Origin of the sequence: Frigoribacterium sp. CG_9.8 (genome assembly GCF_015751965.1) — a bacterium.
In the GTDB taxonomy this organism is placed as follows: domain Bacteria; phylum Actinomycetota; class Actinomycetes; order Actinomycetales; family Microbacteriaceae; genus Lacisediminihabitans.
In genome coordinates this window covers 86,308-110,940 of sequence record NZ_JADOVH010000005.1, presented here as the reverse complement: position 1 = coordinate 110,940, position 24,633 = coordinate 86,308, and the positions used below count along the sequence as shown (strand labels likewise).

At 63.0% G+C, this 24,633-nt stretch carries 28 protein-coding genes and 1 pseudogene; 19 read left to right on the top strand and 10 right to left on the bottom strand.

The genetic code is table 11. The annotated features are described in order from the left end of the window. Nucleotides 1-17: 17 nt before the first annotated feature. Together purB and IWX88_RS11290 are read right to left on the bottom strand one after the other, a co-directional pair. Complete coding sequence (gene purB, locus IWX88_RS11295; protein ID WP_196830382.1) at nucleotides 18-1,406, bottom strand: adenylosuccinate lyase; 1,389 nt, start codon at nucleotides 1,404-1,406, stop codon at nucleotides 18-20. Beyond that, nucleotides 1,403-1,927, bottom strand: a complete 525-nt coding sequence (locus IWX88_RS11290) for a low molecular weight protein-tyrosine-phosphatase (protein ID WP_196830380.1) — start codon at nucleotides 1,925-1,927, stop codon at nucleotides 1,403-1,405. The genes purB and IWX88_RS11290 overlap by 4 nt, the downstream gene beginning before the upstream one ends. Before the next feature lie 209 nt (nucleotides 1,928-2,136). Here IWX88_RS11290 and IWX88_RS11285 point away from each other — a divergent pair, with 209 nt between their 5' ends. Both IWX88_RS11285 and IWX88_RS11280 read left to right on the top strand, forming a co-directional pair. Further along, nucleotides 2,137-2,505, top strand: a complete 369-nt coding sequence (locus IWX88_RS11285; protein WP_196830378.1) for a hypothetical protein — start codon at nucleotides 2,137-2,139, stop codon at nucleotides 2,503-2,505. Next, complete coding sequence (locus tag IWX88_RS11280) at nucleotides 2,495-3,916, top strand: hypothetical protein (protein ID WP_196830376.1); 1,422 nt, start codon at nucleotides 2,495-2,497, stop codon at nucleotides 3,914-3,916. The genes IWX88_RS11285 and IWX88_RS11280 overlap by 11 nt, the downstream gene beginning before the upstream one ends. Here IWX88_RS11280 and IWX88_RS11275 read toward each other — a convergent pair. Next, nucleotides 3,913-4,314 (bottom strand): phage holin family protein, encoded by a 402-nt coding sequence (locus IWX88_RS11275; RefSeq protein WP_196830374.1) that lies wholly within the window; start codon nucleotides 4,312-4,314, stop codon nucleotides 3,913-3,915. The two genes, IWX88_RS11280 and IWX88_RS11275, sit on opposite strands and share 4 nt — an antisense overlap. Before the next feature lie 157 nt (nucleotides 4,315-4,471). Here IWX88_RS11275 and IWX88_RS11270 point away from each other — a divergent pair, with 157 nt between their 5' ends. The 5 genes from IWX88_RS11270 (at nucleotide 4,472) to IWX88_RS11250 (ending at nucleotide 10,265) form a co-directional block, all read left to right on the top strand. After that, on the top strand, nucleotides 4,472-5,569 hold the full coding sequence (locus IWX88_RS11270) for a histidinol-phosphate transaminase (RefSeq protein WP_196830613.1): 1,098 nt from the start codon (nucleotides 4,472-4,474) through the stop codon (nucleotides 5,567-5,569). A gap of 88 nt (nucleotides 5,570-5,657) precedes the next feature. Then, nucleotides 5,658-6,776 (top strand): thiamine pyrophosphate-dependent dehydrogenase E1 component subunit alpha, encoded by a 1,119-nt coding sequence (locus IWX88_RS11265; RefSeq protein ID WP_370568331.1) that lies wholly within the window; start codon nucleotides 5,658-5,660, stop codon nucleotides 6,774-6,776. Beyond that, entirely contained in the window at nucleotides 6,773-7,750 is a 978-nt protein-coding gene (locus tag IWX88_RS11260; RefSeq protein WP_196830372.1) for an alpha-ketoacid dehydrogenase subunit beta, read from the top strand. Before IWX88_RS11265 ends, IWX88_RS11260 begins: the two co-directional genes overlap by 4 nt. A 12-nt stretch (nucleotides 7,751-7,762) precedes the next feature. Then, complete coding sequence (locus IWX88_RS11255) at nucleotides 7,763-9,169, top strand: dihydrolipoamide acetyltransferase family protein (protein ID WP_196830370.1); 1,407 nt, start codon at nucleotides 7,763-7,765, stop codon at nucleotides 9,167-9,169. A gap of 184 nt (nucleotides 9,170-9,353) precedes the next feature. Then, nucleotides 9,354-10,265, top strand: coding sequence for a metal ABC transporter solute-binding protein, Zn/Mn family (locus IWX88_RS11250; RefSeq protein WP_370568330.1), 912 nt, complete (start codon nucleotides 9,354-9,356; stop codon nucleotides 10,263-10,265). Here the strand turns inward: IWX88_RS11250 and IWX88_RS11245 are convergent. Further along, complete coding sequence (locus IWX88_RS11245) at nucleotides 10,246-10,383, bottom strand: hypothetical protein (protein WP_196830367.1); 138 nt, start codon at nucleotides 10,381-10,383, stop codon at nucleotides 10,246-10,248. The genes IWX88_RS11250 and IWX88_RS11245 overlap by 20 nt on opposite strands. Here IWX88_RS11245 and IWX88_RS11240 point away from each other — a divergent pair. From IWX88_RS11240 to IWX88_RS11205, 8 genes are all read left to right on the top strand, one after another. Further along, the gene (locus tag IWX88_RS11240) at nucleotides 10,374-11,189 is read left to right on the top strand and encodes a metal ABC transporter ATP-binding protein (protein WP_196830365.1); all 816 of its coding nucleotides are present in this window, start codon (nucleotides 10,374-10,376) and stop codon (nucleotides 11,187-11,189) included. The two genes, IWX88_RS11245 and IWX88_RS11240, sit on opposite strands and share 10 nt — an antisense overlap. Next, entirely contained in the window at nucleotides 11,186-12,073 is an 888-nt protein-coding gene (locus IWX88_RS11235; RefSeq protein ID WP_370568328.1) for a metal ABC transporter permease, read from the top strand. Before IWX88_RS11240 ends, IWX88_RS11235 begins: the two co-directional genes overlap by 4 nt. After that, complete coding sequence (locus IWX88_RS11230) at nucleotides 12,073-12,468, top strand: Fur family transcriptional regulator (RefSeq protein WP_196830363.1); 396 nt, start codon at nucleotides 12,073-12,075, stop codon at nucleotides 12,466-12,468. Before IWX88_RS11235 ends, IWX88_RS11230 begins: the two co-directional genes overlap by 1 nt. Nucleotides 12,469-12,640: 172 nt before the next feature. Further along, on the top strand, nucleotides 12,641-12,877 hold the full coding sequence (gene rpmB, locus IWX88_RS11225) for a 50S ribosomal protein L28 (RefSeq protein WP_196830361.1): 237 nt from the start codon (nucleotides 12,641-12,643) through the stop codon (nucleotides 12,875-12,877). Continuing rightward, nucleotides 12,877-13,044 carry a 50S ribosomal protein L33 gene (gene rpmG / locus IWX88_RS11220; protein WP_185201999.1) on the top strand — a complete coding sequence of 56 codons (168 nt, stop codon included), beginning with the start codon at nucleotides 12,877-12,879 and terminating at the stop codon, nucleotides 13,042-13,044. The genes rpmB and rpmG overlap by 1 nt, the downstream gene beginning before the upstream one ends. A gap of 2 nt (nucleotides 13,045-13,046) precedes the next feature. After that, nucleotides 13,047-13,352, top strand: a complete 306-nt coding sequence (gene rpsN, locus IWX88_RS11215) for a 30S ribosomal protein S14 (RefSeq protein WP_196830359.1) — start codon at nucleotides 13,047-13,049, stop codon at nucleotides 13,350-13,352. A 117-nt stretch (nucleotides 13,353-13,469) separates the two neighbouring features. Continuing rightward, complete coding sequence (locus IWX88_RS11210) at nucleotides 13,470-13,757, top strand: HU family DNA-binding protein (RefSeq protein WP_196830358.1); 288 nt, start codon at nucleotides 13,470-13,472, stop codon at nucleotides 13,755-13,757. A 111-nt stretch (nucleotides 13,758-13,868) separates the two neighbouring features. Then, nucleotides 13,869-15,830 carry a cytochrome c oxidase assembly protein gene (locus tag IWX88_RS11205; protein WP_370568325.1) on the top strand — a complete coding sequence of 654 codons (1,962 nt, stop codon included), beginning with the start codon at nucleotides 13,869-13,871 and terminating at the stop codon, nucleotides 15,828-15,830. Nucleotides 15,831-15,853: 23 nt separating this feature from the next. Here the strand turns inward: IWX88_RS11205 and IWX88_RS11200 are convergent, their stop codons facing one another. Beyond that, complete coding sequence (locus IWX88_RS11200; RefSeq protein WP_196830356.1) at nucleotides 15,854-16,822, bottom strand: hypothetical protein; 969 nt, start codon at nucleotides 16,820-16,822, stop codon at nucleotides 15,854-15,856. A 124-nt stretch (nucleotides 16,823-16,946) separates the two neighbouring features. Between IWX88_RS11200 and IWX88_RS14125 the strand changes: the two genes are divergently transcribed. Next, nucleotides 16,947-18,245, top strand: a complete 1,299-nt coding sequence (locus IWX88_RS14125; RefSeq protein WP_196830354.1) for an AAA family ATPase — start codon at nucleotides 16,947-16,949, stop codon at nucleotides 18,243-18,245. Between the two features lie 212 nt (nucleotides 18,246-18,457). Here IWX88_RS14125 and IWX88_RS11190 read toward each other — a convergent pair whose 3' ends face one another. The 4 genes from IWX88_RS11190 to IWX88_RS11175 form a co-directional block, all read right to left on the bottom strand. Further along, nucleotides 18,458-19,009 (bottom strand): hypothetical protein, encoded by a 552-nt coding sequence (locus tag IWX88_RS11190; protein WP_196830352.1) that lies wholly within the window; start codon nucleotides 19,007-19,009, stop codon nucleotides 18,458-18,460. 36 nt (nucleotides 19,010-19,045) lie between these two features. Continuing rightward, nucleotides 19,046-19,456, bottom strand: coding sequence for a DUF4383 domain-containing protein (locus tag IWX88_RS11185; protein ID WP_196830350.1), 411 nt, complete (start codon nucleotides 19,454-19,456; stop codon nucleotides 19,046-19,048). 79 nt (nucleotides 19,457-19,535) lie between these two features. Further along, the gene (locus IWX88_RS11180; RefSeq protein ID WP_196830348.1) at nucleotides 19,536-19,715 is read right to left on the bottom strand and encodes a hypothetical protein; all 180 of its coding nucleotides are present in this window, start codon (nucleotides 19,713-19,715) and stop codon (nucleotides 19,536-19,538) included. Nucleotides 19,716-19,823: 108 nt separating this feature from the next. Then, nucleotides 19,824-20,342 (bottom strand): MarR family winged helix-turn-helix transcriptional regulator, encoded by a 519-nt coding sequence (locus IWX88_RS11175; RefSeq protein ID WP_196830346.1) that lies wholly within the window; start codon nucleotides 20,340-20,342, stop codon nucleotides 19,824-19,826. Nucleotides 20,343-20,491: 149 nt separating this feature from the next. On the opposite strand from IWX88_RS11175, the gene IWX88_RS11170 reads away from it, so the two are divergent. Beyond that, nucleotides 20,492-21,304 carry a bacteriorhodopsin-like gene (locus IWX88_RS11170; RefSeq protein WP_196830344.1) on the top strand — a complete coding sequence of 271 codons (813 nt, stop codon included), beginning with the start codon at nucleotides 20,492-20,494 and terminating at the stop codon, nucleotides 21,302-21,304. Between the two features lie 220 nt (nucleotides 21,305-21,524). Here IWX88_RS11170 and IWX88_RS11165 read toward each other — a convergent pair whose 3' ends face one another. After that, nucleotides 21,525-23,084, bottom strand: a complete 1,560-nt coding sequence (locus IWX88_RS11165) for an amino acid permease (protein ID WP_370568324.1) — start codon at nucleotides 23,082-23,084, stop codon at nucleotides 21,525-21,527. A gap of 289 nt (nucleotides 23,085-23,373) precedes the next feature. Here IWX88_RS11165 and IWX88_RS11160 point away from each other — a divergent pair, with 289 nt between their 5' ends. Further along, complete coding sequence (locus tag IWX88_RS11160; RefSeq protein ID WP_196830340.1) at nucleotides 23,374-23,727, top strand: hypothetical protein; 354 nt, start codon at nucleotides 23,374-23,376, stop codon at nucleotides 23,725-23,727. A 95-nt stretch (nucleotides 23,728-23,822) separates the two neighbouring features. Continuing rightward, nucleotides 23,823-24,425, top strand: a pseudogene (locus tag IWX88_RS11155) (recombinase family protein). Nucleotides 24,426-24,633 lie beyond the last annotated feature (208 nt).

Here is a 24,633-nt window from a genome sequence, read left to right as displayed (position 1 = left end):
TGCGCAGTTCGTGCGGGTCAGCGTGGAGCGGCGTACTCCACGAGTTCGCTTGCGAGTCCGGCATACCCGGCCGGGGTGAGGGCCATCAGTCGGGCCTTCGCCTCGGGCCCGATATCCAGTGCATTCACGAATGCGATGAGCTCTTCTTGGCCAACCCGTTTTCCGCGCGTGAGTTCCTTGAGCATCGCGTACGGGTCGGCGATGGAGCTGCGGCCGGCGGTGACTTCTGCGCGGATCACCGTCTGGATTGCCTCACCCAGAATTTCCCAGTTGCTGTCGAGGTCTTCGGCAAGACGAGCGGTGTTGACGGCAATCTCGCCGAGCCCGCGCTGGATGTTGTCAAGCGCGAGCACAGAATGCCCGAGGGCGACCCCGACATTGCGCTGCGTGGTGGAGTCGGTGAGGTCGCGCTGCAGCCGGGAGGTGACAAGGGTTGCCGCGAGAGAGTCGAGGAGGGCGCTGGAGAGTTCGAGGTTCGCCTCGGCATTTTCGAACCGGATCGGGTTGATCTTGTGTGGCATTGTGGATGATCCGGTGGTGCCAGCCTGCGGAATCTGGGTGAAGTAGCCCATCGATATGTAGGTCCAGATGTCGGTGCAGAGGTTGTGCAGCACCCGGTTGGCGTGGCTGATCCGCTGGTACAACTCTGCCTGCCAGTCGTGCGGCTCGATCTGGGTGGTGAGAGGGTTCCAGTCGAGGCCGAGTGACGTGACGAACTCGCGGGAGATCGCCGGCCAATCCCGGTTTGGATCGGCGGCGACATGGGCGGCGAAGGTGCCCGTTGCTCCGCTGAACTTGCCGAGATACTGCACCGCTTCGATCTGGGAGACGATGCGACGCAGCCGACCGACGAACACCGCGAATTCTTTGCCGACGGTTGTGGGGGTCGCGGGCTGGCCGTGCGTGTGCGCGAGCATCGCATCCGCCCGGTGATCCACTGCCCGCGAGTACAGCGCATCGATCACTCCGGTGATCTTGGGGAGCCACACTTCGTGTACGGCCGTTTTGATCGTGAGTGCGTAGGAGAGATTATTGATGTCTTCACTGGTGCAGGCGAAGTGTGTCAGTTCCGCGACATCCGTCAGCCCAGCCTCGATCAGCCGCGCACGCACGTAGTACTCGACGGCTTTGACATCGTGGCGAGTGGTGGACTCAAGTGCGGAGAGTTCGTCGATATCGGCCTGACCGAAGTCAGCAACCAGGGCGCGGAGAGAACGCGCCTGCTCGGGATCGAGCCGGTGGGATCCGAACATCTCGTTATCGGTGAGATAGAGCAGCCACTCAACCTCCACGTGCACGCGTGCACGGTTGAGTCCTGCCTCGGAGAGGTGTTCACCGAGCCCGGTGACGGCGGAGCGGTAGCGACCGTCGAGCGGGCTGAGCGGTTGTTCGGGAAGGGGATTCATGAGGGTACCCGTCGGATTCCTGGTTCGATTTGGCGGAACAGCGCCGCGCTGGCTTTTTCGATCATGCCGAGCACGCTGTCGAACATTGCGGCATCGGAGTAATAGGGGTCGGGAACATCAACCTGTGCAGCCTGTTCGCTGTCAAAGCTCAACAGCATTTGAACTTTGCCGCGGTCCTGCTCGGAATTGGCCCAGGCGCGAAGGATGCGCTCCTGGCTGCGGTCGAAGACCACAACGAGATCGAGGTTGTCGAACCAGTCCGGATCGAACTGCTTCGCGCGATGACATGACCCGTCGTAACCGTGTGCGCTGAGGGCTGATGCCGTGCGACCATCCGAAGGTTCACCCACGTGCCAATCTCCGGTGCCGGCGGAGATTACGGTGATGGCACCGTCGTAGCCGGCCTTCTTTACGAGCTCGCGAAAAATTGTCTCGGCCATTGGCGAACGGCAGATGTTTCCGGTGCAGACGAAGCAGATACGAAAGAGCGACGCCTCGTCGAGGGTGCGGTCGAAACTCATGCGCCCATTCTCCCGCAGATCGTCTCCTCCGCACATCCGGGCCGCCCGCACATCGTGCCGCCCGCACATCGTGCCGCCCGCCCATGTGGCGCCGATCATGCGGATGCTCCTCCACAGCTGTCGCAGCCCGCGACAATTGCGCGGCTTCCCTGTCCTCGGCAGCGGCGCGCCCCCCGGCAGCGCAGCATTGGCGGGGGAAAGGGGTGCGGATGAATACCGGTCCAGTGCGGGACAGCGGAATGGATATCTCCCTTCAGCAACAGCTATTCGCGCTTGATCTGGTGGCCGATCGACTTGCGGGCGCTCGGGCATCGCTGCCGTCTGACGGGGGTGAGGGGGTGTGGAGTGGTGATGCTCGACGCATGTACGTGTATGCCCTGCAGCAGCTCTCTGCCCTGGTGAATACGGCGTCTACCTGCATCGATGAAGCGATCCGCGACACCCGGCATGCTCTCGCCCTGCTCGATGCGGGGTCACGCTCTGGTGGCTCACATTCTGGTGGGTCCTTCGGCGAGGGCACCAGGGCCGAGGACACCAGGGCCGAGGGGCATCGGACTGGTGGCAATTATGGCCGGTGACATCGTCATCGGCGGCGGGGGCTCCATCGCGGTCGCCACCTCGGAGCTCTTCGAGGATGCACGACGGCTCAGTGAGCTCCGGATGCTGCTGTCGGACTGTCATCGGCAACTGGTCTCGATCGACCGGCTGGTCGGACTCGCCCAGCTCAACACCTTGACATCCCCCTCGAGCGCTTTCGCCGCTGAGCGGTCAATGGATGACGCGGCTGCGGCCCTCGCCCGTGCGGCCCCCTCAGCGGAACACCTTCACTTCGCCCTCATCGCCTCAGCGCATGCCTACGGCATCGGCGAAAGCCTCGCCGAGCGGTGTGCGCAGGATGTGGCCGGCCGGTTCGGCGCCATGCTCGGCCTGTGGTTGCCCGTGATCGCACTCGAGGTGTTGCCGGCGGCGATCGGCATTGGAGCCGGAGTGGCCATGGGAATCGCGCTTCTTCCACCCGAGCAGCGGGCCGCGCTCTTCCGGGCACTTCCCGACTGGCTGCGGGAGAAAAGTGTGGTGCTCAGCGATCCGCGGGTGGTGCAACTCGCGCGTTTCACGGTGATGAGCGTGGACGACTTCGGCGGCGGACTGCTGCGGCTGCCCCCGGAGCTTGTGCATGCCATGGGAGACGAGGGCCTGGGACTTGTGGGGCTCGCGACTTCCGCGAGCGTGCTTGTTTCGATCGCGGGCACGCGAGGTGCACTCGTGGAGTCTGCGGTATCCGTGACCCGATCCGGGCCCACTGTGTCGACGACTCGGGCGGAAAGCTACAGCGACCGGGCGGCTCGAATCCCCCAGGGTGCAGCCCAAGTGCGCATCGAGCGCTATTCACAACCCAACGGGCCAGCCAGGTTCGAGGTGTTTGTCGGTGGCACCCGGGACTTCTCGCTCGAACCCGGCGACGAGCCCTGGGACATGACGAGCAATGTGAACGCGATCGCGGGTCGGGAGGCGGGGGCGTACCGCGCGGTGACGCAGGCGATGGCCGATTCGGGCATCAGTTCCTCCTCGCCGGTGGTATTCACCGGCTATTCGCAAGGCGGACTCATCGCGGCCGAACTCGCCGCATCCGGCGATTACGACACCCGAGGTCTCTACACTGTCGGAGCACCGGCCGCGCAGGTCGCCGTGCCACCGAGCATCCCGTGGGTTGCAATCGAGCACACCGACGACCTCGTTCCAGCGGTCGGTGGGAGTTGGGCCTCCGCTGACCCGGTGCTGGTACGCAGGGAGCTCTTCGATGGCGGTCCGGTGCCGACCGATGTGATCTTGCCCGCACATCAACTGTCCAGCTACCGCGAAACAGCCGCCCTGGTCGATGCGTCGACCGACCCGCGTCTGGTCTCCGCGCTCGCGGCATTCGATCATTTTGGCGATGGCACCGCACGCGTCGAGTCCACCCTGTACCGCGGAGTGCGGCAGAGGCGTTAGCGCCGATCCCGCCCGACGATCGGACGGATGAGGATGCCGATGAGCCAGCTGAGCAGCGCGAGAACGACGGCACCGATCACGCCCCACCCGAACCCGTCGACGACGAGGCCAAAGCCGAGGAGACCTGAGATCCAGCTCACCAGTAGCAGGAGCAGCCCGTTGACCACGAGGGCGAGCAGTCCGAGGGTCAGAATGTAGAGCGGAAATGCCACGATGCGAATGAAGTTACCGATCACGCCATTGACGATGCCGAAGATCAGGGCGACAAGGACATACGTGAGCACCACCGCGAGGGTGTCTTGCGGTGGAAACGCCACCACCCTCACGCCGTCGGCCACGATTAGGGTCGTCAACCAGAGGGCGACGGTGTTGACCAGGAGGCGCACCAGGAATCTCATCTGTTAACTATGCCGTTCTGGGAGGGGGGCACGCAATCGGCCAGTCACCCCCCGGCCCGCATCTCCGCCTGCATCTCCGCCCGTGTCTCCACCTGTATCTCCGCCTGTGCCCCAGCCACACCAGCCGCGCTGCACGTAGGCTGCACGAGTGACCAATATGACCCCCGCCGTCGTGCGACTGCGCCCGGAGATCGTTGCTATGGCTGCCTATGCCCAGGGCAAGCCTGCCGACGCGGATGCGTTCAAGCTGTCGTCGAATGAGAACCCGTTTGACCCGATCCCCGAGGTCGTCGCCGCAATCGCTGCGAGTTCAGGGGTCAACCGCTATCCGGATGCCGCTGGCACCGAACTCCGAGCCCGGCTGGCGGTGCAGTTCGGTGTGCGCACCGAAGAAGTGCACCTCGGGGCCGGATCGGTGTCGATCCTCGCCCAGCTGATCTCCGCAGCGGCGGGAGCTGGCGACGAGGTCGTTTACCCGTGGCGCTCTTTCGAGGCATACCCGGGACTCGTGGCCGTCGCCGGCGCGACCGGCGTACCCGTGCCGAACACTGCCGATCATCGCCACGATCTGCCGGCGATGCTCGCGGCGATCACTGATCGCACTCGCGTTGTGATGGTCTGCAGCCCCAACAACCCCACCGGTGCGGTCGTCACCGACGCGGAGTTCGCGGACTTCATGGCCGTCGTGCCCGCACACGTTCTCGTGGTGCTCGATGAGGCCTACGTCGAGTTCGTCACCGATGACTCGGTGGTCAACGGCCGCACGCTCAGTGGGCGTTACTCGAATCTGGTCGTGACGCGCACCTTTTCCAAGGCCTACGGTCTTGCCGGATTGCGAATCGGTTATGCGGTCGGACCCGAATACATACTGGATGCCGCGCGTACGACATCCATCCCCCTCTCGGTGACCGAGGCTGCACAGCGCGCGGCCCTGGTGTCGCTCGACCACGAAGAGACACTGCTTGAGCGAGTTCATCGGCTTGCCGTGCTGCGCGACGAAGTGTGGAGCGCACTTCTCGACCAGGGCTGGAGGGTGCCCCGCCCGCATGGCAACTTCGTCTGGCTACCCACCGGCGAACACACCGCGGCCGCGGCACAGGTCTTTTCGGCCGCGGGAATCGTGGTGCGAGCACTCGGCAGTGACGGTATCCGGGTCTCGATTGGAGAGGCGCAATCAGTGGATAAGCTCTTATTGGCAGCGGCGGAGGTTGTGGGCACCCTACCAATGCGCCACCCCGCGCTCGCGTTAGATTAGAACGCCGCCGAACGTAATCAGCGATATCTGCGTGACGTATCCCTCGCCCAACAGGCACCCCGATCGACAACAGGACTGTGAGGCCAGCGTGGGAGCATCCGCACCGATGGTGCAACTTCTTTCGACGACCGGTGTGGTGCAGACGGATGACACGGCGGCGGAGTACCAGCCGTACATCGACGCCCTGACGGATGAGGAACTGCGTCAGTTTTACCGCGACATGGTCATAACCCGCCGGTTCGATCTCGAGGCGACCAACCTCCAACGCCAGGGCCAGCTCGCCCTCTGGCCGCCGAGTCACGGTCAGGAGGCCGCGCAGGTCGGCTCCGCCCGTGCCGCGCGGGCACAGGATCACCTCTTTCCGTCCTACCGCGAACACGCGGCCGGCATGATTCGCGGGGTCGACGTCGTCGATATTGTGCGCCTGATGCGCGGGGTTACCAACGGCGGGTGGGATCCGGCCGAGTGCGGCAACTTCCATCTGTATACGCTCGTACTCGGATCACAGGCCCTGCACGCCACCGGGTATGCCATGGGCATCACCCTCGATGGCGAAACCGGCACCGGTGATCCCGAGACCGATCGTGCGGTGATGGCCTACTTCGGTGACGGTGCGACCAGCCAAGGGGATGTGAGTGAGGCATTCGTCTTCGCGGCGAGCTTCACTGCACCGCAGGTATTTTTCCTGCAGAACAATCAGTGGGCCATCTCGGTGCCGGTGCGCGTGCAGTCCCGCATACCTCTGTACCAGCGCGCTGCTGGATTCGGCATGCCTGGCATCCAGGTCGACGGCAACGATGTGCTCGCGAGCTACGCGGTCACCCGCAAGAATCTGGACGAGGCCCGCGCCGGCCAGGGTCCCCGCCTGATCGAAGCGCTCACCTACCGCATCGGCGCGCACACCACCAGTGATGATCCGACAAAGTACCGGATGGATGCGGAGACGGCATCCTGGGTGGCGAAGGATCCGATCGTGCGATACGCCAGCTACCTCCGCGGTCGCGGGGAGGGCGATGATTTCTTCACTGCCACGGCATCGGAGGCCGAGGACTTCTCCTCCGACCTGCGCCGCCGCACCCTCGAACTCGTCGTACCGTCGACCGACCTCATTTTCGACCACATCTATTCGGAGCAGCATCCGGTGATGGCCGCGCAAAAGCAGTGGCTCGCCGACTACGAGGCCAGCCTGGGGGGCACCGCCCGATGACCGACGCATTACCGCTCGCCAAGGCACTCAACGCTGGGCTGCGCAAGGCGCTCACCGACGATGCCAAGGTGCTGTTGATGGGGGAGGACATCGGTCCTCTCGGTGGTGTCTTCCGGGTCACCGAAGGCCTGCAGGCCGAGTTCGGGGAACGTCGCGTCTTCGACACTCCACTTGCCGAGTCCGGCATTATCGGAACGGCGATCGGTCTGGCGATGCGCGGCTACCGCCCCGTCTGCGAGATCCAGTTCGATGGTTTCATCTTCCCCGGTTTCGATCAGATCACCTCCCAGCTGGCCAAGATGACCGCACGGCACGAGGGTCGCATTTCCATGCCCGTGGTCATCCGCGTCCCCTACGGTGGACACATCGGGGCGGTGGAACATCACCAGGAATCTCCCGAGGCGTACTTCGCTCACACCCCCGGCCTGCGCGTGGTGAGTCCGAGCACCCCGAATGACGCCTACTGGATGATTCAGGAGGCCATTTCCTCCAATGACCCGGTGCTGTTCTTCGAGCCGAAGAGCCGGTATTGGAACAAGGGCCCGGTGGACTTCACCGCCAGCGCGTCCCCGCTGCACTCGAGTCGGGTAGTACGCACCGGAACCCAAGTCACGCTTGTCGGCCATGGTGCGATGGTCAATGTGCTCATGCAGGCGGCCGAACTCGCCCAGCAGGAGGGTACGAGTGTGGAGGTCATCGACCTGCGCTCGCTCTCACCGATCGACTACGCGCCGATCCTCACTTCGGTTCAGAAGACCGGGCGACTGGTCGTGGCATCGGAGGCGCCTGGCTCAGTGAACATCTCCGCCGAGATCGCTGCGACCATCACGGAGCGGGCGTTTTACACACTCGAAGCGCCGGTATTGCGAGTCTCGAGCTTCGATGCGCCCTTCCCGCCGGCAAAACTCGAAACCGTGTACCTCCCGGATGCCGACCGCATCCTCGAGGCCGTCGACCGCGCATTGGCGTACTAGTTAAGGAGCATCGTGACCAGCTCAGAATTCACCCTTCCGGATGTCGGAGAAGGTCTCACCGAGGCCGAAATCGTGTCGTGGAAGGTCAAGGCCGGTGACGAGGTCGTGGTGAACCAGGTGCTCGTGGAGATCGAGACAGCGAAGTCGCTCGTGGAGCTGCCCTCTCCCTTCGCTGGCACGGTCACCGCGATTCTGGTGGCCGAGGGCTCGATGGTGGATGTCGGAACCCCGATCATCTCGGTATCGTCGGGCGCAGAGGTGCCGTCGGAAACGGATGCCGCACCGCTCGCCGCCGAGTCAGGCGCCGCCGAGTCGGGCGCCGCCGAGTCGGGTGTCGCCGAGTCGGGTGTCGCCGAGTCGGGTGTCGCCGAGTCGGGCGCCGCCGGTGGCGCCGTGCTGGTCGGCTATGGAATAAAGGGACACGTGGGCTCGCGCCGCAATCGGCCCGCATCCTGGGGCACATCATCCGGCGCCGGGTCAACGAGCACGGCGTCTGGAATTGCAGCTTCCGCGCCGGCCATCGCGCCGCGTCCGATCGTGGTGCCCGCGGCATCCGCGTCCGCGATCGTCGCGAAGCCGCCCATCCGCAAGCTTGCGAAAGATCTGTCGGTGACCCTGTCGGACGTGACCCCCACTGGGGTTGCCGGCGAGATCACGCGCGAGGATGTGGTGCGCCAGGCATCGCAGGGCACGCTGTTTCGCAACATCGAGACACCGGCCTGGGGCAGTGACCGCGAAGAGCGCCTGCCGGTGAAGGGGGTGCGCAAGGTGATCGCGGCCGCGATGGTGTCGAGCGCGTTCACCGCACCGCACGTGAGCTTATTCGTCGATGTGGATGCCACCCGTACCATGGAATTTGTGAAGCGACTGAAGAACTCCACGGATTTCGCCGGAGTGAAAGTTTCGCCGCTGCTGATGGTAGCGAAGGCCATGATCTGGGCGGTGCGTCGCAATCCAACGGTGAATGCGCAGTGGACCGATAGCGAGATCATCGTCAAGCACTACGTGAACTTCGGGATTGCCGCCGCTACCCCGCGTGGGCTCATTGTTCCCAACATCAAAGAGGCGCAGGAGCTTTCCCTGCGCGAGCTCGCCTCGGCGATCGAGCAGCTCACCCTCACGGCCCGGGACGGCAAGACCAGCCCGGCAGACCAGGCCGGTGGCACGATCACGGTCACGAACATCGGCGTCTTCGGCATGGATACCGGCACGCCAATTCTCAACCCAGGCGAAGTCGCGATCCTGGCGCTTGGCACGATCAAGCAAAAGCCGTGGGTGGTGGACGGTGAGGTGCGGCCGCGCTTCGTCACGACGCTCGGCGCGAGTTTCGACCACCGCGTCGTGGACGGGGATGTCGCGAGTCGCTTCCTCGCCGACGTCGCGAGCGTCATCGAAGAGCCGGCCCTGCTGCTCGACTGAGTGTGCCCCGGTCGATCATGCGCCCGGTCGACCATGCCCTTGGTCGACCATGCGCCCCAAAGTCAGCCATGCGGTCGAATGTTTTGCCGCATGGCTGACAGATGGGCGCGTGGTCGCATCCGCACCGGTACTATTGATAACGAAACTCATTACCGTTATCCATCGACTGTAGAAAATTACGCCCATGCGCATGAAGTACACACTCCCCCTCGTCTCCGGTGGCATCGCACTGAGCCTTGCGCTCGCCGGATGCTCGGCCGCCGCCGCTCCGCAGAAAGACGACGGACTCATCCACGTCGTCGCGTCGACCAACGTCTATGGCGACATCGTGAAGCAGGTCGGCGGGGATCGGGTGTCGGTCACCTCGATAATCGCTGACCCCTCGCAAGACCCGCACTCCTACGAGGCCGATGCCCAGGTGCAGCTTGCGCTCTCCCAGGCCGACCTTGTGATTCAGAATGGCGGGGGCTATGACGATTTCGTTGGCACTCTGCTTAAGGGCGCAAACAATCCGAAGGTAGTCCTGCTCAATGCCGCCACCATTTCGGGGTATGACCAGAAGCCGGCGACCGGCGGGTTCAACGAGCACCTCTGGTACGACTTCGCAACCGTGAAAAAAGTGGTCGAGAAAGTCGAGTCGTCTCTCACGAAACTCTCTCCGGCGGATGCTTCCGCCTTCGCAGCGCGAGGCTCGACCTTCACCTCCGCGGTGGGCGAACTCGAGAACACCGAGGCGCGCCTCAAGGCCACAGTCACAGGCGAAGGAATCGCAATCACCGAGCCCGTGCCGCTGTATCTGCTCGACGCCCTTGGCTTGGTGAACAAGACACCGGAGAAATTCAGCGCTGCGATTGAGGAAGGTACGGATGTCTCGCCGGTCGTGCTCGCCGAGACGCTCGCCCTGTTCAGCGACAATGCCGTGAAGCTGCTCGCCTACAACGAGCAGACCAGCGGGCCCCAGACCGAGCGGGTGCTCGCTGCGGCAAAAAAAGCCGGCGTGGCGGTTGTCGCGGTACGCGAGACCCTCCCGGCAGGCAAGGACTATCTCCAATGGATGACCGGCACCCTCGCGGAGATCAGCGCCGCCCTAAAATGAGCACGATGTCGAATGATGGCACCGCGATGATGACGCCGTGATGGCGCCGCCCGATGATGTCGCCGAGCTGGCGATGCCCAATGAAGCGACCGAACCGGGGGAACTCGAATGACGCCATCCGTTCTTCGGCTCTCTGCTGCGACACTTCGCTTTGGCGAACGCACCCTGTGGAATAACCTCAACCTCGAGGTGATGCCTGGCGAGTTCCTTGCGGTGCTCGGCCCCAACGGCACCGGTAAGACGAGCCTGCTGAAGACAATTCTCGGTCAGCAGAAGCTCAGCTCTGGCACGATCGAATTCCGTGGTGAACCGGTGACGCAGGGGAGTCGGCGGATCGGCTACATCCCGCAGCAGAAGCTGCTCGAACGTGGCACACCGCTTCGCGCCCGTGATCTGGTGGCCTTTGGTGTGAATGGCCATCGCCTCGGACTGCCGTTCAATTCACGGGCGGTGCGGCGGCAGGTAGACGAAATTCTCGAATCCGTCGGCGCGACGGACTATGCAGACGTGCCGGTCGCGACGCTGTCCGGTGGTGAACAGCAGCGTGTGCGCGTTGGCCAGTCCATTGCCGGCAACCCCAGCCTCCTGCTCTGCGACGAGCCGCTCATCTCTCTCGACCTGCATCACCAGCGCCAAGTGAGCGAGCTGATCGACGAGCAGCGGAAGGCGATCAACACGGCGGTGATCTTCGTCACCCATGATGTGAACCCCATCCTCGGGATGGTGGATCGGGTGCTCTACTTAGCCGGCGGACGCTTTCGGGTAGGAACCCCGGACGAGGTGCTGCGCAGCGAAGTGCTCTCCTATATGTATGACACTCCGGTGGAGGTGATCCGCAGTCGTGGGCGCATCATCGTGCTCGGTGCCCCGGAGGGTTACGGCGTGCACGACCATTTGGAGCATCACATCGGATCCGCAACGTGAACTCCGACCTCTGGAACCAGATCTTCGGTTTCGACAATTACGGGCAACTGCTCGCCCTGGTGAAAAACTCCATCATCGCCGGTGCGCTGCTCGGTGTCGTCGGCGGCCTCATCGGCCCCTTTGTGATGACGCGTGACTTAGCCTTCGCGGTGCACGGCATCAGCGAACTGAGCTTCGCCGGGGCATCCGCGGCGCTGCTATTCGGGGTGAATGTGGTTGCCGGGTCGATCGGTGGCTCCCTGCTTGCCGCGCTGCTCATTGGAGTGCTCGGAACAAAGGCGCGCGACCGAAACTCGATCATCGCGGTGCTGATGCCATTCGGCCTCGGCCTCGGGATCCTCTTCCTCGCCCTGTACAAGGGGCGCAGTGCCAACAAGTTCGGCCTGCTCACCGGCCAGATCGTGTCGGTGGACAACCCGCAGCTGCTCATGCTCGTGATCATCTCCGCGGTCGTAATCGCCGCACTGTTCGTGATCTGGCGTCCATTGAGCTTCGCGAGCGTCGATGCGGACGTCGCACGAGCGAAGGGGCTACCGGTCACCGCAATCTCGATCGCATTCATGATCCTGCTCGGGCTCGCGACGGCGGTGTCGATCCAGATCGTGGGAGCGCTGCTCGTGCTTTCGCTGCTTGTGACACCGGCCGCCGCCGCCATGAGGGTGACGGCATCCCCGCTTCTTACCCCCCTGCTCAGCGTTGCTTTCGCGGTGACCTCTGTGGTGGGTGGAATCCTGCTCGCGCTCGGTGGCGGTCTGCCGATCAGTCCGTATGTCACGACCATCTCCTTTCTCATCTACATCATCTGCCGGGTGATCGGTTCGCGGCGCACCCGCCGCGGTGATACCGGCCGGCTAGTGCCCGCAACATCGGGAACAGCAGCCTGATGACCCCTCCAGCCCGCAAGCGCAACACCTGGCAGCGCGAAGCCGTGCGCGAGGCCCTCGGAGCCGATGATGGCTTTGTCAGCGCCCAGGGCTTGCACTCAACCCTGCGCGAATCGGGCTCACCGATCGGGCTCGCTACCGTGTACCGTGCGCTCGCAGATCTTGCGTTAGAAGGCGAGGCCGATTCGTTGCAGTCGCCAGAGGGCGAGAGCCTCTACCGCGCCTGCACGTCCGGTCAACATCACCATCACCTGATCTGTCGCAAGTGCGGGCTCACAGTGGAGATCGAAGCGGATGCCGTGGAGCGGTGGGCCCAGTCGGTCGCCACCGAGCACGGCTTCACTGCCCCGAACCATGTCGTGGACGTGTTCGGACTGTGTGCCGCCTGTTCCTGACTCTCGCCGCCGCCTTGCGAAGCATCCACCGCATCCGTAGTATTGGACGCTGCTGCGCGCAATCTGTGCTGCGGCCTGTACACAAGCCCACCTGTTCGCTCGGCGGGATGTGTGTGCCGACAAGAAATCTTGGGTAGGGACACCTCGTCCCTACGGTAATCGGAGGAAAACCATGGCCGCAGTGTGCCAGGTGACTGGAGCCGTTCCCGGCTTCGGACACGCAATTTCGCACTCGCACCGTCGGACGAAGCGTCGCTTCGACCCGAACGTGCAGAAGAAGACGTACTACGTTCCGTCGCTCAAGCGCAGCGTCACGCTGACGCTCAGCGCCAAGGGCATCAAGGTGATTGACGCTCGCGGCATCGAATCAGTGGTCAAGGACATCCTCGGCCGTGGGGTGAAGATCTAATGGCAAAGCAGCAGGACGTCCGACCGATCATCAAGCTCCGTTCCACCGCGGGTACCGGTTACACCTATGTCACCAAGAAGAACCGCCGCAATGACCCCGACCGTCTCGTGCTGAAGAAGTACGACCCGGTAGTCCGCAAGCACGTCGAATTCCGCGAGGAGCGCTAACAATGGCGAAGAAAAGCAAGATCGCTGCCAACGAGCAGCGCAAAATCGTGGTCGCGCGCTACGCGACCAAGCGACTCGAGCTGAAGAAGGCGCTCGTCGATCCCACCTCTTCAGACGCCGAGCGCGAAGCCGCACGGCTCGGTCTGCAGAAGCTGCCGCGCGACGCCTCTCCGGTGCGCGTTCGTGGTCGCGACGCCATTGATGGTCGCCCGCGTGGGTTCCTCAGCCAGTTCGGGGTTTCCCGCGTGCGGTTCCGCGATATGGCGCACCGGGGCGAATTGCCCGGTATTACGAAGTCAAGCTGGTAAATTACAGGCGGTTGTAGGGGTTTATGCCCCTGCGGCCACATCCTGATCCACCCACAGGCCTGTTCTCTCGAACAGGGCTGTTCGTTCTGACACGCACAATGTCCGAGGAGGACTTCAATGGCTGACAAGTCACTAAACCGTACCGAGCTCGTCGCGGCAGTTGCCGCTGAGTCTGGCCAGAGCCAGGCTGCAGTCAATGGCGTCCTTGACGCCCTGTTTGCAACCCTCGCCACTTCGGTCGGCGAAGGCACCAAGGTCACGATCCCGGGCTGGCTCGCGGTCGAGCGCACCCACCGTGCTGCCCGTGCCGGTCGCAACCCGTCCACGGGTGAGGCCATTCAGATCAAGGCGGGCTACGGCGTGAAGGTCAGCGCCGGCAGCAAGCTCAAGGCTGCCGCCAAGTAATTTTCGGCCTCTCACAAGGGGATGTCGGCCTCGCGGTCGGCATCCCCTTGAGTCGTTAAACGGCACTGTCGAACGGGGCTGTGGCTCAGTTTGCTCGCCTAAACTGGGGGCGTGCCTCGGATCGTGAAAATTACCGGTCCAGCGCTGCTTCTGGTCGTTGCCTTCGCATCCTTATTCGCCGCGCTGGCGTTCGGTCATGCCGCGGATGCCCCGAAGCTCATCGATCCCGGAGCCGTTGTGCGCTACGGGCTCCCGATCGCGACCATGATGTTCAACCTCGGTGTTGCCGTCACCCTCGGCTCCCTTGTGCTCCTCTGTTTTGCCATGAGCGACACGCAGCCAGAGTTTGCCCGCACACTGGATATCGCCTCCGCTGCTGCCGGCTTCTGGACTATCGCCTCCGCAACGACCGGCTTTCTCACCTTCATGGGCTTTTACACGAAGCCGATCACGCTCGACTCCACCTTCGGGGCGGTGCTGGGAGGCTTCATCAGCAACACGGAGATCGGGCAGGCCTGGCTGGCAAGCACGCTCATTGCTGCCGTGGTGACGGTGCTCTGCTTTGCCGTGCGCAACCGCACGATGCTGGTGTTTGTCACCGTTCTCACGGCGGTCGGCCTGGTGCCGCAGGCGCTGCAGGGCCACTCGGCGGATGCCGCCGGGCACGATGCCGCCGTCGCCTCGCTTGGCCTCCACGTGGTCTTTGCCGCGACCTGGCTCGGCGGGCTGCTCACCATCGTGTTCATTCGCAAGACTCTTGCGGGCGGGCGGATCGGGCCGATCATCTCCCGCTACTCCACGATCGCCATCATCTGCTTCGTCGTGGTTGCGGCATCCGGTTATGTCAATGCGGCCCTGCGGGTCGGCACGATCTCCCAGTTGCTCACGCCATACGGCATTCTGGTGCTGGTGAAGATCTTCGCCCTGCTCGCGCTCGGGCTGTTCGGCGTGGTGGAACGACGGTTCCTGGTGGCGAAAATGCAGTCATCGGCCAACAGCGGCAATCGCTTCTTCTGGGGGCTCATTGCGGCTGAGCTCGGTTTCATGGGACTCGCCTCCGGCGTGGCAGCCGCCCTGGCGAAGACCGCCACTCCGATATCACAGGACGCCACCCTCACCAGCCCGGCCTGGATCCTCACGCAGGCTCCTCTGCCTCCGGAGCTCACTTTCTCGCGTTACTTCACCACCTGGAGCTTCGACATCCTCTGGGTGCTGCTCATCGCGTTCCTCGCGTTCTTCTACATCGCCGGTGTGGTGCGGTTGCACCGTCGCGGTGACCGCTGGCCGGTGCATCGGCTCGTGCTCTGGCTTTCCGGGCTCGCCCTGCTGTTCTGGGTGACCAACGGCGGCATCAATGCGTACGAGAAGTATTTGTTCAGCGCACACATGCTCGGCCACATGCTGCTCGGCATGATGATCCCGGTGCTTCTCGTGCCCGCGGCGCCGATCACCCTCGCCCTGCGCACCATTGCGAAGCGATTTGATGGCAGTCGCGGTGCGCGCGAGTGGATCATGCTGTTCGTGCACTCGCGGCCGTCCGCTGTACTGTCCAACCCGATCGTCGCCGCCGCGATCTTCGTGGTGTCTCTCTGGGTGTTCTACTACACGCCGTTGTTCAGCTGGGCGACCACGGATCACATCGGCCACACTCTGATGATCGTGCACTTCCTGATCACCGGGTATCTCTTTGCACAGACACTGATCGGGGTCGATCCGCTGCCCTACCGGGCGTCGTACCCGATGCGGTTACTCGTGCTGCTCGGCACGATGGCGTTCCACGCATTCTTCGGGCTCTCCCTCATCACCGGCACCGGCCTTCTGCTTGCCAACTGGTACGGGGCGATGGGGCGGGCCTGGGGGGTGAGCGCCATTGCCGATCAACAGATCGGTGGCGGTATCGCCTGGAGTGTCGGTGAAATTCCCACGATCATCCTGGCCATCGCGGTCGCAGTCATGTGGTCGAGAAGCGATGCGAAAGATGCCAAGCGGCTCGACCGTAAGGCGGAACGCGACGGCGACGCCGAGCTGGTGGAATACAACCGGATGCTGGCGGATCGGGCCGGGCGACGATAGTCACCCTGACTGCAAGTATTGCGTCAGTACTGCGGCGTGATCACGGGACTGCCACCGGTGTCGAAGGTGATGAGGTAGCGCACCGTGAACGGTACGTCCTTATCGACGGTGGAGAGGCTGCCGTCGAAGATGGACTTCACCTTCACGGTGAGGTGGGCGGCGGCGGCGGTTTCGGGCACCTGCCACGCGCCGACCGTGCCGCCTGGCACGATGGCGACGATCGGGTAGCTCACGATCGACCAGGTCGGGGCATCCTGCACACGGTCGGTGATCTGCTCCCCCATCGGACATCCGGTCGGCAGTAACACCTTCTGGGTCGTGCACGCGGCCAGATACCGGTTCAGCTGCTTTTGCACCTCCCGCACGAAGGCTGGGTTGGCGTGGATGTCGACCGTCGCGTTGGCGACGCCGGTCGGTTCGGCGACGCGCGTCGCCACCCCCGCGGCGTCGAGGTAGGTGGAGGAGTGGCTGAGCACGACTCGGCTCGGGGTGAGCACCCGATAGGTGTGCGGTTGGCCCGCGGTGACCGGGGGAAGGGTGACACCGTTGGCTTCGATTCCACTGCCGTGTTGCACGGTGACATTCAGCAGGCCCTGCGGCGTCTCAGTGAACCGCCAAGCCGAGAAGACCCCGAGTCGTTGGCCGGTATGTTGCACGACGAAGGACGAGGTGCCCTCGCCGCCGCCGATCGAGTAACCGTAGGTGACGGTGTGACGGCCGCCCCCGTCATCCGTGTCGCTCACCAGGCGGATGTCCGTGAGAGGCGCGAGCGTCGCCGGCGCGAGAAGCTCGTTCGTTCCGGTCGCGATCGTCGTGACTCCCGGCATCCGCAGCGCACCGTCCACGTCGCGTCGGGCGACGGAATCAAGGTAGGAGGACACGAACCCAGAAGCGCTGTAGACGGTGAGGTTGAGGGTCGCTACCGTACCGAGGAATGCCAGCAACAATGCCCCAGCCAACACGAGCCAGCGGGCAAGGATTTGGGGTGGCATCTCCACATCCTAAGGTGGTGCCTCAATCGCAGGTTCTCTACAGGCGGCCGCCGCGCGGAGATCCATGCATTGCTGCGAGGCGTAGATTGGGGTGCTGGCTTTGTGCCGCACAGGGAGGAGCGCCGTGGCCGAGTTCGCACTCTCTGCTGAGCAGGCGGCCGTTTTCGAACTCATCGAGAATACCCGCGAGAACATCTTTGTCACTGGCCGTGCCGGCACCGGCAAGTCCACACTGTTGAACCACCTGTCCTGGAATACCTCGAAGCAGGTGGTAATCGCGGCGCCGACCGGAGTCGCTGCGCTCAATGTGGGTGGGCAGACCATCCACTCGCTTTTTCGGCTGCCGATCGGGGTGATCGCCGATCAGGCGATCGACCAGGTGCCCGAGCTGCGCAAGTTGCTCAACACCATCGACACCCTGGTGATCGACGAGGTTTCCATGGTCAACGCCGACCTGGTGGATGCCATCGACCGCAGCCTGCGCCAGGCGAGGCAGAAGCCCTTTACCGCTTTCGGTGGCGTGCAGGTGGTGTTGTTTGGTGATCCGTACCAGCTCGCCCCAGTGCCGGGTGATGCCGACGAACGGGCGTACTTCACCGACCAGTACCGATCGATGTGGTTCTTCGATGCCAAGGTCTGGCAGGAGACCGAGTTGCGCATCTTCGAGCTGACCACGATCCACCGCCAGCACGAGGCCGAGTTCAAGTTCATGCTGAACGCGGTGCGTCATGGAATGGTCACCGCCGAGATCGCGGCCCGCCTGAACGAGACCGGAGCCCGTACCGCTCCAACGGATGGCGCGATCACCCTCGCCACCCGAAACGACACGGTCAATCGCATCAACGCGGCGGCCCTCGCTCGCCTCCCGGGCGCCGTGAAGACGGCAAAAGCCGACGTCACGGGAGAGTTCGGTGGCCGATCATTTCCGGCCGACGAATCGCTGCAACTGAAGGTGGGTGCGCGGGTGATGTTCCTGCGCAACGACTCCGCAGGTGAGGGCGGCCAGCGCTGGGTGAATGGCACGGTCGGCACCGTCACGAAGATTTCATCGACGGTGTTCGTGGAGGTCGATGGCGTAGTTCACGAGGTGCAGCCGGCCATCTGGGAGAGGTTCAAATACACCTACTCCGCCTCGACCAAGACGTTGAAGAAAGATATCGTCGCAGAATTCACGCAGTTTCCTCTGCGATTGGCGTGGGCGGTCACCATCCACAAGTCCCAGGGTAAAACCTACGATCGCGCGATCGTGGACCTCGGATCGGGCACCTTCAGCGCGGGCCAGACCTATGTGGCACTGAGTCGGCTCACCGAGCTCGAGGGGCTGTACCTTTCGCGGCCGCTTCGACCGGGCGATATTCGTGTGGATCCCGACGTGCAGCGGTTCATGAGCGGCGTCTCGGCGCTTCCGGGCATCGACGCGTAGCTTTAGCTGCCAGGTACGGTGAGCGGATGTCCGAAAGAGTGGAAAATTCGGCTGGTGCGAGCATCCGCGGAGCTGAGGCTGTAGCGACCGGCAGTGAGCGGGTCGTCGGTCTCGCCCGCGGTGAGGGGTGGCGCGGAGACGCGCTGCTGTTGCCTCGAGGGCCTCGGTTAGGTGACCCTGGGTGTATCCGGGTGTATCCGGGTGAACCGGTGCTAGTGACCCATGCCGGGCATGTTCATGTTCATCATGCCGCCCATGGTGCCACCGTGCTCCAACGCCACCGATCCGGCCTGGGTTGCCGCGAGAGCCGGGGTGGTGAGCCCTCCGACGAGAATGCCGGCCAGGATGACGGCGGACAGGTATCTCACCGCGCTCGCGGGCTGTGCTACCGCAGTGGGCTGCTCGGCTCCGGACTGCCGGCGCAGGGTCATGCTGAGCATTCCGGCGATGAAGAGTCCGAACAGCGCAGCGATGACCATCGGCACGAATCGCAGCGATGAAGCGATCTGTGGTGCTGAGAGCAGAGTTGCGGTCACCGTAAGCAGGCTCCAAAGCAGCACAGGTGCAAGTGCTCCGGCCTGTGCGAGCCGCGGCACGAGAAGCCGGTCTTTCGCGAGGATCAGCACTCCCCACACGAGTTCGGCTAGGCCAAACATCGACAGCAGAACGCCGATCGCAAGGGGGGAGCTGATCACGAGTGCCAGGTGGATTACTCCCGCACCGATGGCTGCAAATGACAACCATGAGCGTGTGATGACAGACATGACAACTCTCCCCTGCAATCGATCGAGCGGATGCGGCTACGCTGCGGCGTGGGCGCGAACAGCTTTGTCGGCACCGATCCCGACACCGAGCAGGACCACCGCGCTGGCGAAGTGCAGAACATTGTCCGCGGAGTTGATGGCCAAGATATTGGCGGATGAATTCAGGATGAAAAGGCCAACGATCCCGAGCAACAGGTAGGCCGCGCCGACGACGGTGTTAACCGTCTTGGACGCACGCACGCTGGATAGTCCAGCAATGAGCAGGGCCGCACCGATCAGGAGGTGAGCCACGTTGTGGAACACGTTGACCTCGAAGATGCCGAGCAGTAGGCCGCCCTTGACATCGAAGAATCCGATGCCGGAGGTCGCGGTGAAGCCCAGCAGGCCAACAAGAAGGTAAACCGCGCCGAAAACGGTGGCGAGCAGGCGATTGGGTGATTTAGACATGATATTTCTCCTCTACAGCTCGACGGGTGTCTCGCTTGACTAGGTGTTCGTGGCCCTGCGCCGGCGGGTTTGGTCGATGTCATTGCGTGATGCGTGACCAGCCGCAAGGTGGCGTTCCAGCAACGACCAAACCGGCGCGCTGAAGAATTCCGTCGATCATCGACAACGCTCCAACGGTGTCCAGCAGGGCCATGAGCCTCTCGGTGACCCCAGTGGTTGCAATTCCTGCGCGCAGAATTCCTGCGCGCAGGTCAGGCATGTTGACCCGTTGCCCTTGGCCGGCCGCTGCGTCAGCGTAACTTTCGAGCCAGGGCAGGCGATGGACCATTGGATATCGCCCAGATCAGCGAGTTCGGTATGGCGCAGCCTAGAGGTGGGTATTTGAGGCTCCCCCTTCGGTGGAGAGCGATACGCCGCCCACCGGTGGGGTCGGGCGTGGTGAAGAGCGCACCATCGAGCGAGCTACTGTCTCGAGTGTCACCGAGAAATGGTCCAGGTCGGCTGCGCCGAGATCACGCGTCGCGGTCTCCAGAAAGGCAAGGAAATCGCGGTGCACCTCGAGCATCGTTGCGTGCGCGCGAGGGGTGAGCTCAAGGTAAAGGCTGCGTCGGTCGTTTGGGTGATCCACCCGGTGGAGAAGCCCGACATTCACTAGTCGGCGGGAGATGAACGTGATCGCCGCTGTAGTCATGTCAAGGTAGCCAGCGAGTTGCTTCGGCGTGACGCTGACTTCGGCAGCGACCCGGAACAATGCGCGCAACTCGCTGGCTGAAAGTCCGGCATCCTGCCCGATCCGCTCGCGGTTATACTGCATAGCGTTGACGAATTCCACCGCGGCTGCCGGGAACCCGGCAAGGGTATGCGACTGGCTGGTCTCGGTGCTCATTAGACCTCCTGATCCGGGTGTTCGCGTCGAGTCGTGAAACCGGTGAGGAGGGTTGCGCGACACGCGCTTGCCACCATTTGACTTTGGTACTAACTTATCGTTTTAATCAAGTTACTCACTCACATTCACACCAGTCCAAGGAGGACCCAGTGATTCCCGACATTCTGTCGCACGGGCAATATTCCACCGTTTACAACTTCCTGTCGCTTGTCATCGCGTCACAGTTGTTCACCGCTCTATTTTTGCTCATCTCACTTCCGAGAATCCTGCCTCGCTACCGCCAGGGGATCACGGTCGCAATTATGGTCTGTGGTATCGCCGCGTATCACTACTTCCGCATCTTTGACAACTTCAAGGAATCGTTCGTGACGAAGTCGGTCGGCGGAACCGGAGACTACTCGCAAGCGGCAGGCACTTCTTTCAACGAGGGCTACCGTTATGTTGACTGGCTCCTGACAGTACCGCTGCTGCTGGTCGAGCTCATTGCTGTGCTCGCGCTCGCGCAGAAGGTGCAGTCCGGCCTCCTGATGCGCCTCGTTCCGGCGTCGGCCCTGATGATCATCCTGGGTTACCCGGGCGAGATCAGTAACGACAACGGCCTTCGCGGCCTGTTCGGCCTGCTCTCGAGCATCCCCTTCGCCTACATTCTTTACGTGCTGTTCGTTCAGCTCAGCAAGTCGCTGAGCGTGCAGCCGGTCTCGGTTCGCAGGACCCTCGGAAATCTCCGTTGGCTCCTGCTGCTCAGCTGGGGCGTCTATCCGATCGCATACCTGCTTCCGCTGCTCAATGTTGGCGGAGCGGATGCCTGGGTCAGCAAGCAGGTGGGATACTCCATCGCAGACATCGTCTCCAAGTGTGTTTACGCCCTGATCATCTTCGGAGTCGCCAAGGCGAAGTCCTACGAGGAGAACTCGGCATTTGCGCTCGCCGAGTCCATCGAAGTGGCCACCGCAAGCAAGTAATTCCCGTCGCCGATCCGCTGGTCGGCACCGTCAACGGCGCGCTCCCCCAGGGGGTGCGCCGTTCGGCGTTAACGCGCAACTGTACGCACGATGTTGGGGTGCGCACTGGGCGCTTGCAGGGCAGCGGGGATGTTGACATCACGGGTCCACCGTGCTTTGGCTCTACACCCGGCTAGGCCTTCGCGGCTGGACTGCCGGGGCAAGACACGCCAGCGCATCCCTAGTCCGCCGTACTCTCCCGGTCACGTGGCTTCTTGATGACCTGCACTGGCGCAGTGAACCCCTCCCGCTCAAGTGCAATGGCAAGAATCTTCTTGCGGGAGAGAAACCAACCGAGCACGAGCAGCGGAATGATCAGCACGAGCGACCCGATAGTGAAGGTGCCGATCGGGTAGTCGACGGCCATCAGTATGAGCACGATGGCCAGGAATGCCAGAGTCGCCCACGACGTGTATGGGGCACCCATGAGTCGAAACGCAGGTCGCTCGAGCTTGCCCTTCTTCGCCCAGGCCATCAGTCGCATCTGGCACAGCACGATCGTGCCCCACCCGGCTACGATCCCCAGGGCAGAGACATTCAACACGATCTCGAACGCCTTGCCTGGCGCGACAGCATTGAGCCCGACGCCGAGCAAAGTGACGCATGCGGTCAGCAGGATGCCTCCGAATGGCACACCACCCTTGGTCATTTTGGTTGTGAATTTCGGGGCGGAGCCGTTGAGACCCATGGAGTGCAGAACACGACCGGTCGAGTAAAGACCCGCGTTGAGGCTGGAGAGCGCGGCCGTGAGAACGACGAAGTTCATCACTGAGCCGGCGATTGCGCCCGTCTGGGAGTTGCCAAGAGATGAGAAGAAGGTAACGAAGGGGCTCACACTCGCCGAGAACGCGGTGTAGGGGAGCAGGAGCGACAGCAGCACGATCGAGCCGACATAAAAGATAGCGATGCGCAGGATCACGGTGTTGATCGCACGCGGGAGCACTTTGCCCACGTTTTGGGTCTCGCCTGACGCGGTGCCGACGAGCTCGATGCCCGCGTATGCGAAGACCACACCCTGCACGACGAGCACGACAGGGATGAGTCCGGTCGGGAACACACCGCCGTTGTCGACCAGGATCGACCATCCCGGGCGCACAGTCTCGCCGCCGACGGTCATCGGAAACTGGATGGCGAGGAACACGATGCCGATCACGAGAAATGCGACGAGAGCGACGACCTTGATGAGAGCGAACCAGAATTCCATCTCGCCAAAGACCTTCACGGCGACGAGGTTCAGGCTGAGCACAACGGCAAGGGCGATGAGGGCGAGCAACCACTGCGGGGCCGAGGTGAAGAACGACCAGTAGTGCAGGTATAGGGCGACCGCGGTCACATCGACAATCGAGGTCATTGCCCAGTTGAGAAAATACATCCAGCCCGCGGCATAGGCAAATTTTTCACCGTAGAACTCACGGGCGTACGATACGAATGATCCGGATGATGGGCGGTGGAGCACGAGTTCGCCGAGGGCACGCAGGATAAAAAAAGCGAAAACGCCGCAAATCGCGAAGACGAGGGCGAGTGCCGGTCCCGCCCCGGCGAGGCGGCCACCGGCGCCGAGGAATAGACCGGTGCCGATAGCGCCGCCGATGGCGATCATCTGCACCTGACGTGGCTTCAGTCCGTGTTTGAAACCCTCTTGCTCATGCGAGAAATCCTGCAGTTGAAAGTCGTCGCGAGTGCCGTCGCTCGTTTCACCGCCCGGGCCCGGTGTCTGCTTGTCGATCGAGGTCATCGTCATCCATCCAGTCAGGGGGACGCCTGTTCAGCCGCCTGTTCCGGCCTGTCAGCGCCAGAGCAATGCCCCAACATGCCTGGGGATCACCGCTCACGCTCCGCCATAACCCTAGATGAGGGAGTCCGACGACCGCTGAGCCGGGGCGCATTCCCCCGGGAAGGCTGCCGCCGGCGGTCGTTCAGGACACGGCGCGCGGGCGAAGGTCTGGAGCACGGAACCTGACACCGTTGATTACGCCGGAGCCTCGACCGGTGAACAAATCGTCGACACAGCTGGTGACTACTCAGGAGATGTGCCGTTTGGACTCCACGGAGTCGGCACCGTCGCCACCTCGCTGATCATCTCATCGAGCGGACCCTGGTCAATTTCTCTTGCACCGCTCGCATCCGTCCCGGCCACAGCATTTCCCGCTGCCGGCAGCGGTGACCAGGTATTCCGGTACGACGGGCGGGCAAACGACTGGATGGTGACAAAATCCAACGCCATCGGTGGCACGTTCGATGTGCGCCAGTACTTCGGCGGCATCGCAACCGACGCTGCGTACTCAGGAGAGGGCAATTACTCGGGCCACGCGCCAATAAACGCAGGGTCCTCACTCATAGCCATCCCTTCGCGCGACCACTGGACGATCAGTGCCTCGCGTTGACGCCGACATTCTTGAAAGCATCGAGACCTGGCGAATTTGATCGCGTTGGATGGACCGTATAAGTGACAGGAGTCCCGACCATGCTCATGAGATAGGTGCGCGTTTCGAAAGCCGACGGTTCACAATCGGTTGATCTTCAGCGGGACGCACTTTATGAAGCCAGCGTCGACGAGCAGCAGTTGTACCAGGATCGCGCGTCGGGGAAAAAAGATGACCGGCCGGGGCTCGCGGCGTGCCTGAAGTCGCTGCGGGACGGGGACACGCTTGTTGTCTGGAAACCGGACCGGCTGGGCCCGGACTTGCACCGTTTAGTTAATACTGTCCACGACCTCACCGCTCGAGGTGTTGGGATGAAGGTTCTCGAGGGGCCGGGTGCGGCGATCGACATCACGACCGCGGCCGGCAAGCTGGTGTTCGGAATTTTTGCTGCGCTGGCTGAACTTGAATGATGGTTAATCTCAGAACGGAGCGTCGCTGGGCTCGCCTCAGCTCGAGCACGGGGCCATATCGGCGGCCGACCCTTCACGATGCTTCCCGCGAAGGTACGCACCGCGCTGGCCGCTATGGGGAGTTCGGAGACAAAAAGTGGGGAGCTGTGTGACGAGCTTGGGATTTCCCGACAGACTCTTTACCGCCACGTCTCGCCTGCCGGCGAGATTCGCGTAGACGGCACTCGATTTCTCAATCGAAAACCTTGATAAGTACGTCGAGAAGGTTAGGCCCTCAGGCAGTGCCGCTTGACGGTACTTGCTTGGGTGGGCCGCAAGTGGAAGAAGAGATCGTTGATTTTGTCATGCCGATCGTCGCTCTATTGGGCATCGCAGATCGGGTGGTCGTTTGATGTTGGCTACTTCAATCTGTCACAGAAAGCAGCCCAGTCAGAAGACATCATGCTGAAGCTGGTGC

Bases quoted from the DNA above. Each gene is read 5' to 3' on its own strand.
- purB (WP_196830382.1), bottom strand. From the start codon at position 1,406: ATGAATCCCCTTCCCGAACAACCGCTCAGCCCGCTCGACGGTCGCTAC.
- IWX88_RS11290 (WP_196830380.1), bottom strand. From the start codon at position 1,927: ATGAGTTTCGACCGCACCCTCGACGAGGCGTCGCTCTTTCGTATCTGC.
- IWX88_RS11285 (WP_196830378.1), top strand. From the start codon at position 2,137: ATGAATACCGGTCCAGTGCGGGACAGCGGAATGGATATCTCCCTTCAG.
- IWX88_RS11280 (WP_196830376.1), top strand. From the start codon at position 2,495: ATGGCCGGTGACATCGTCATCGGCGGCGGGGGCTCCATCGCGGTCGCC.
- IWX88_RS11275 (WP_196830374.1), bottom strand. From the start codon at position 4,314: ATGAGATTCCTGGTGCGCCTCCTGGTCAACACCGTCGCCCTCTGGTTG.
- IWX88_RS11270 (WP_196830613.1), top strand. From the start codon at position 4,472: ATGACCCCCGCCGTCGTGCGACTGCGCCCGGAGATCGTTGCTATGGCT.
- IWX88_RS11260 (WP_196830372.1), top strand. From the start codon at position 6,773: ATGACCGACGCATTACCGCTCGCCAAGGCACTCAACGCTGGGCTGCGC.
- IWX88_RS11250 (WP_370568330.1), top strand. From the start codon at position 9,354: ATGCGCATGAAGTACACACTCCCCCTCGTCTCCGGTGGCATCGCACTG.
- IWX88_RS11240 (WP_196830365.1), top strand. From the start codon at position 10,374: ATGACGCCATCCGTTCTTCGGCTCTCTGCTGCGACACTTCGCTTTGGC.
- IWX88_RS11245 (WP_196830367.1), bottom strand. From the start codon at position 10,383: ATGGCGTCATTCGAGTTCCCCCGGTTCGGTCGCTTCATTGGGCATCGC.
- IWX88_RS11230 (WP_196830363.1), top strand. From the start codon at position 12,073: ATGACCCCTCCAGCCCGCAAGCGCAACACCTGGCAGCGCGAAGCCGTG.
- rpmB (WP_196830361.1), top strand. From the start codon at position 12,641: ATGGCCGCAGTGTGCCAGGTGACTGGAGCCGTTCCCGGCTTCGGACAC.
- rpmG (WP_185201999.1), top strand. From the start codon at position 12,877: ATGGCAAAGCAGCAGGACGTCCGACCGATCATCAAGCTCCGTTCCACC.
- rpsN (WP_196830359.1), top strand. From the start codon at position 13,047: ATGGCGAAGAAAAGCAAGATCGCTGCCAACGAGCAGCGCAAAATCGTG.
- IWX88_RS11210 (WP_196830358.1), top strand. From the start codon at position 13,470: ATGGCTGACAAGTCACTAAACCGTACCGAGCTCGTCGCGGCAGTTGCC.
- IWX88_RS11200 (WP_196830356.1), bottom strand. From the start codon at position 16,822: ATGCCACCCCAAATCCTTGCCCGCTGGCTCGTGTTGGCTGGGGCATTG.
- IWX88_RS11190 (WP_196830352.1), bottom strand. From the start codon at position 19,009: ATGTCTGTCATCACACGCTCATGGTTGTCATTTGCAGCCATCGGTGCG.
- IWX88_RS11185 (WP_196830350.1), bottom strand. From the start codon at position 19,456: ATGTCTAAATCACCCAATCGCCTGCTCGCCACCGTTTTCGGCGCGGTT.
- IWX88_RS11180 (WP_196830348.1), bottom strand. From the start codon at position 19,715: ATGCCTGACCTGCGCGCAGGAATTCTGCGCGCAGGAATTGCAACCACT.
- IWX88_RS11175 (WP_196830346.1), bottom strand. From the start codon at position 20,342: ATGAGCACCGAGACCAGCCAGTCGCATACCCTTGCCGGGTTCCCGGCA.
- IWX88_RS11165 (WP_370568324.1), bottom strand. From the start codon at position 23,084: ATGACGATGACCTCGATCGACAAGCAGACACCGGGCCCGGGCGGTGAA.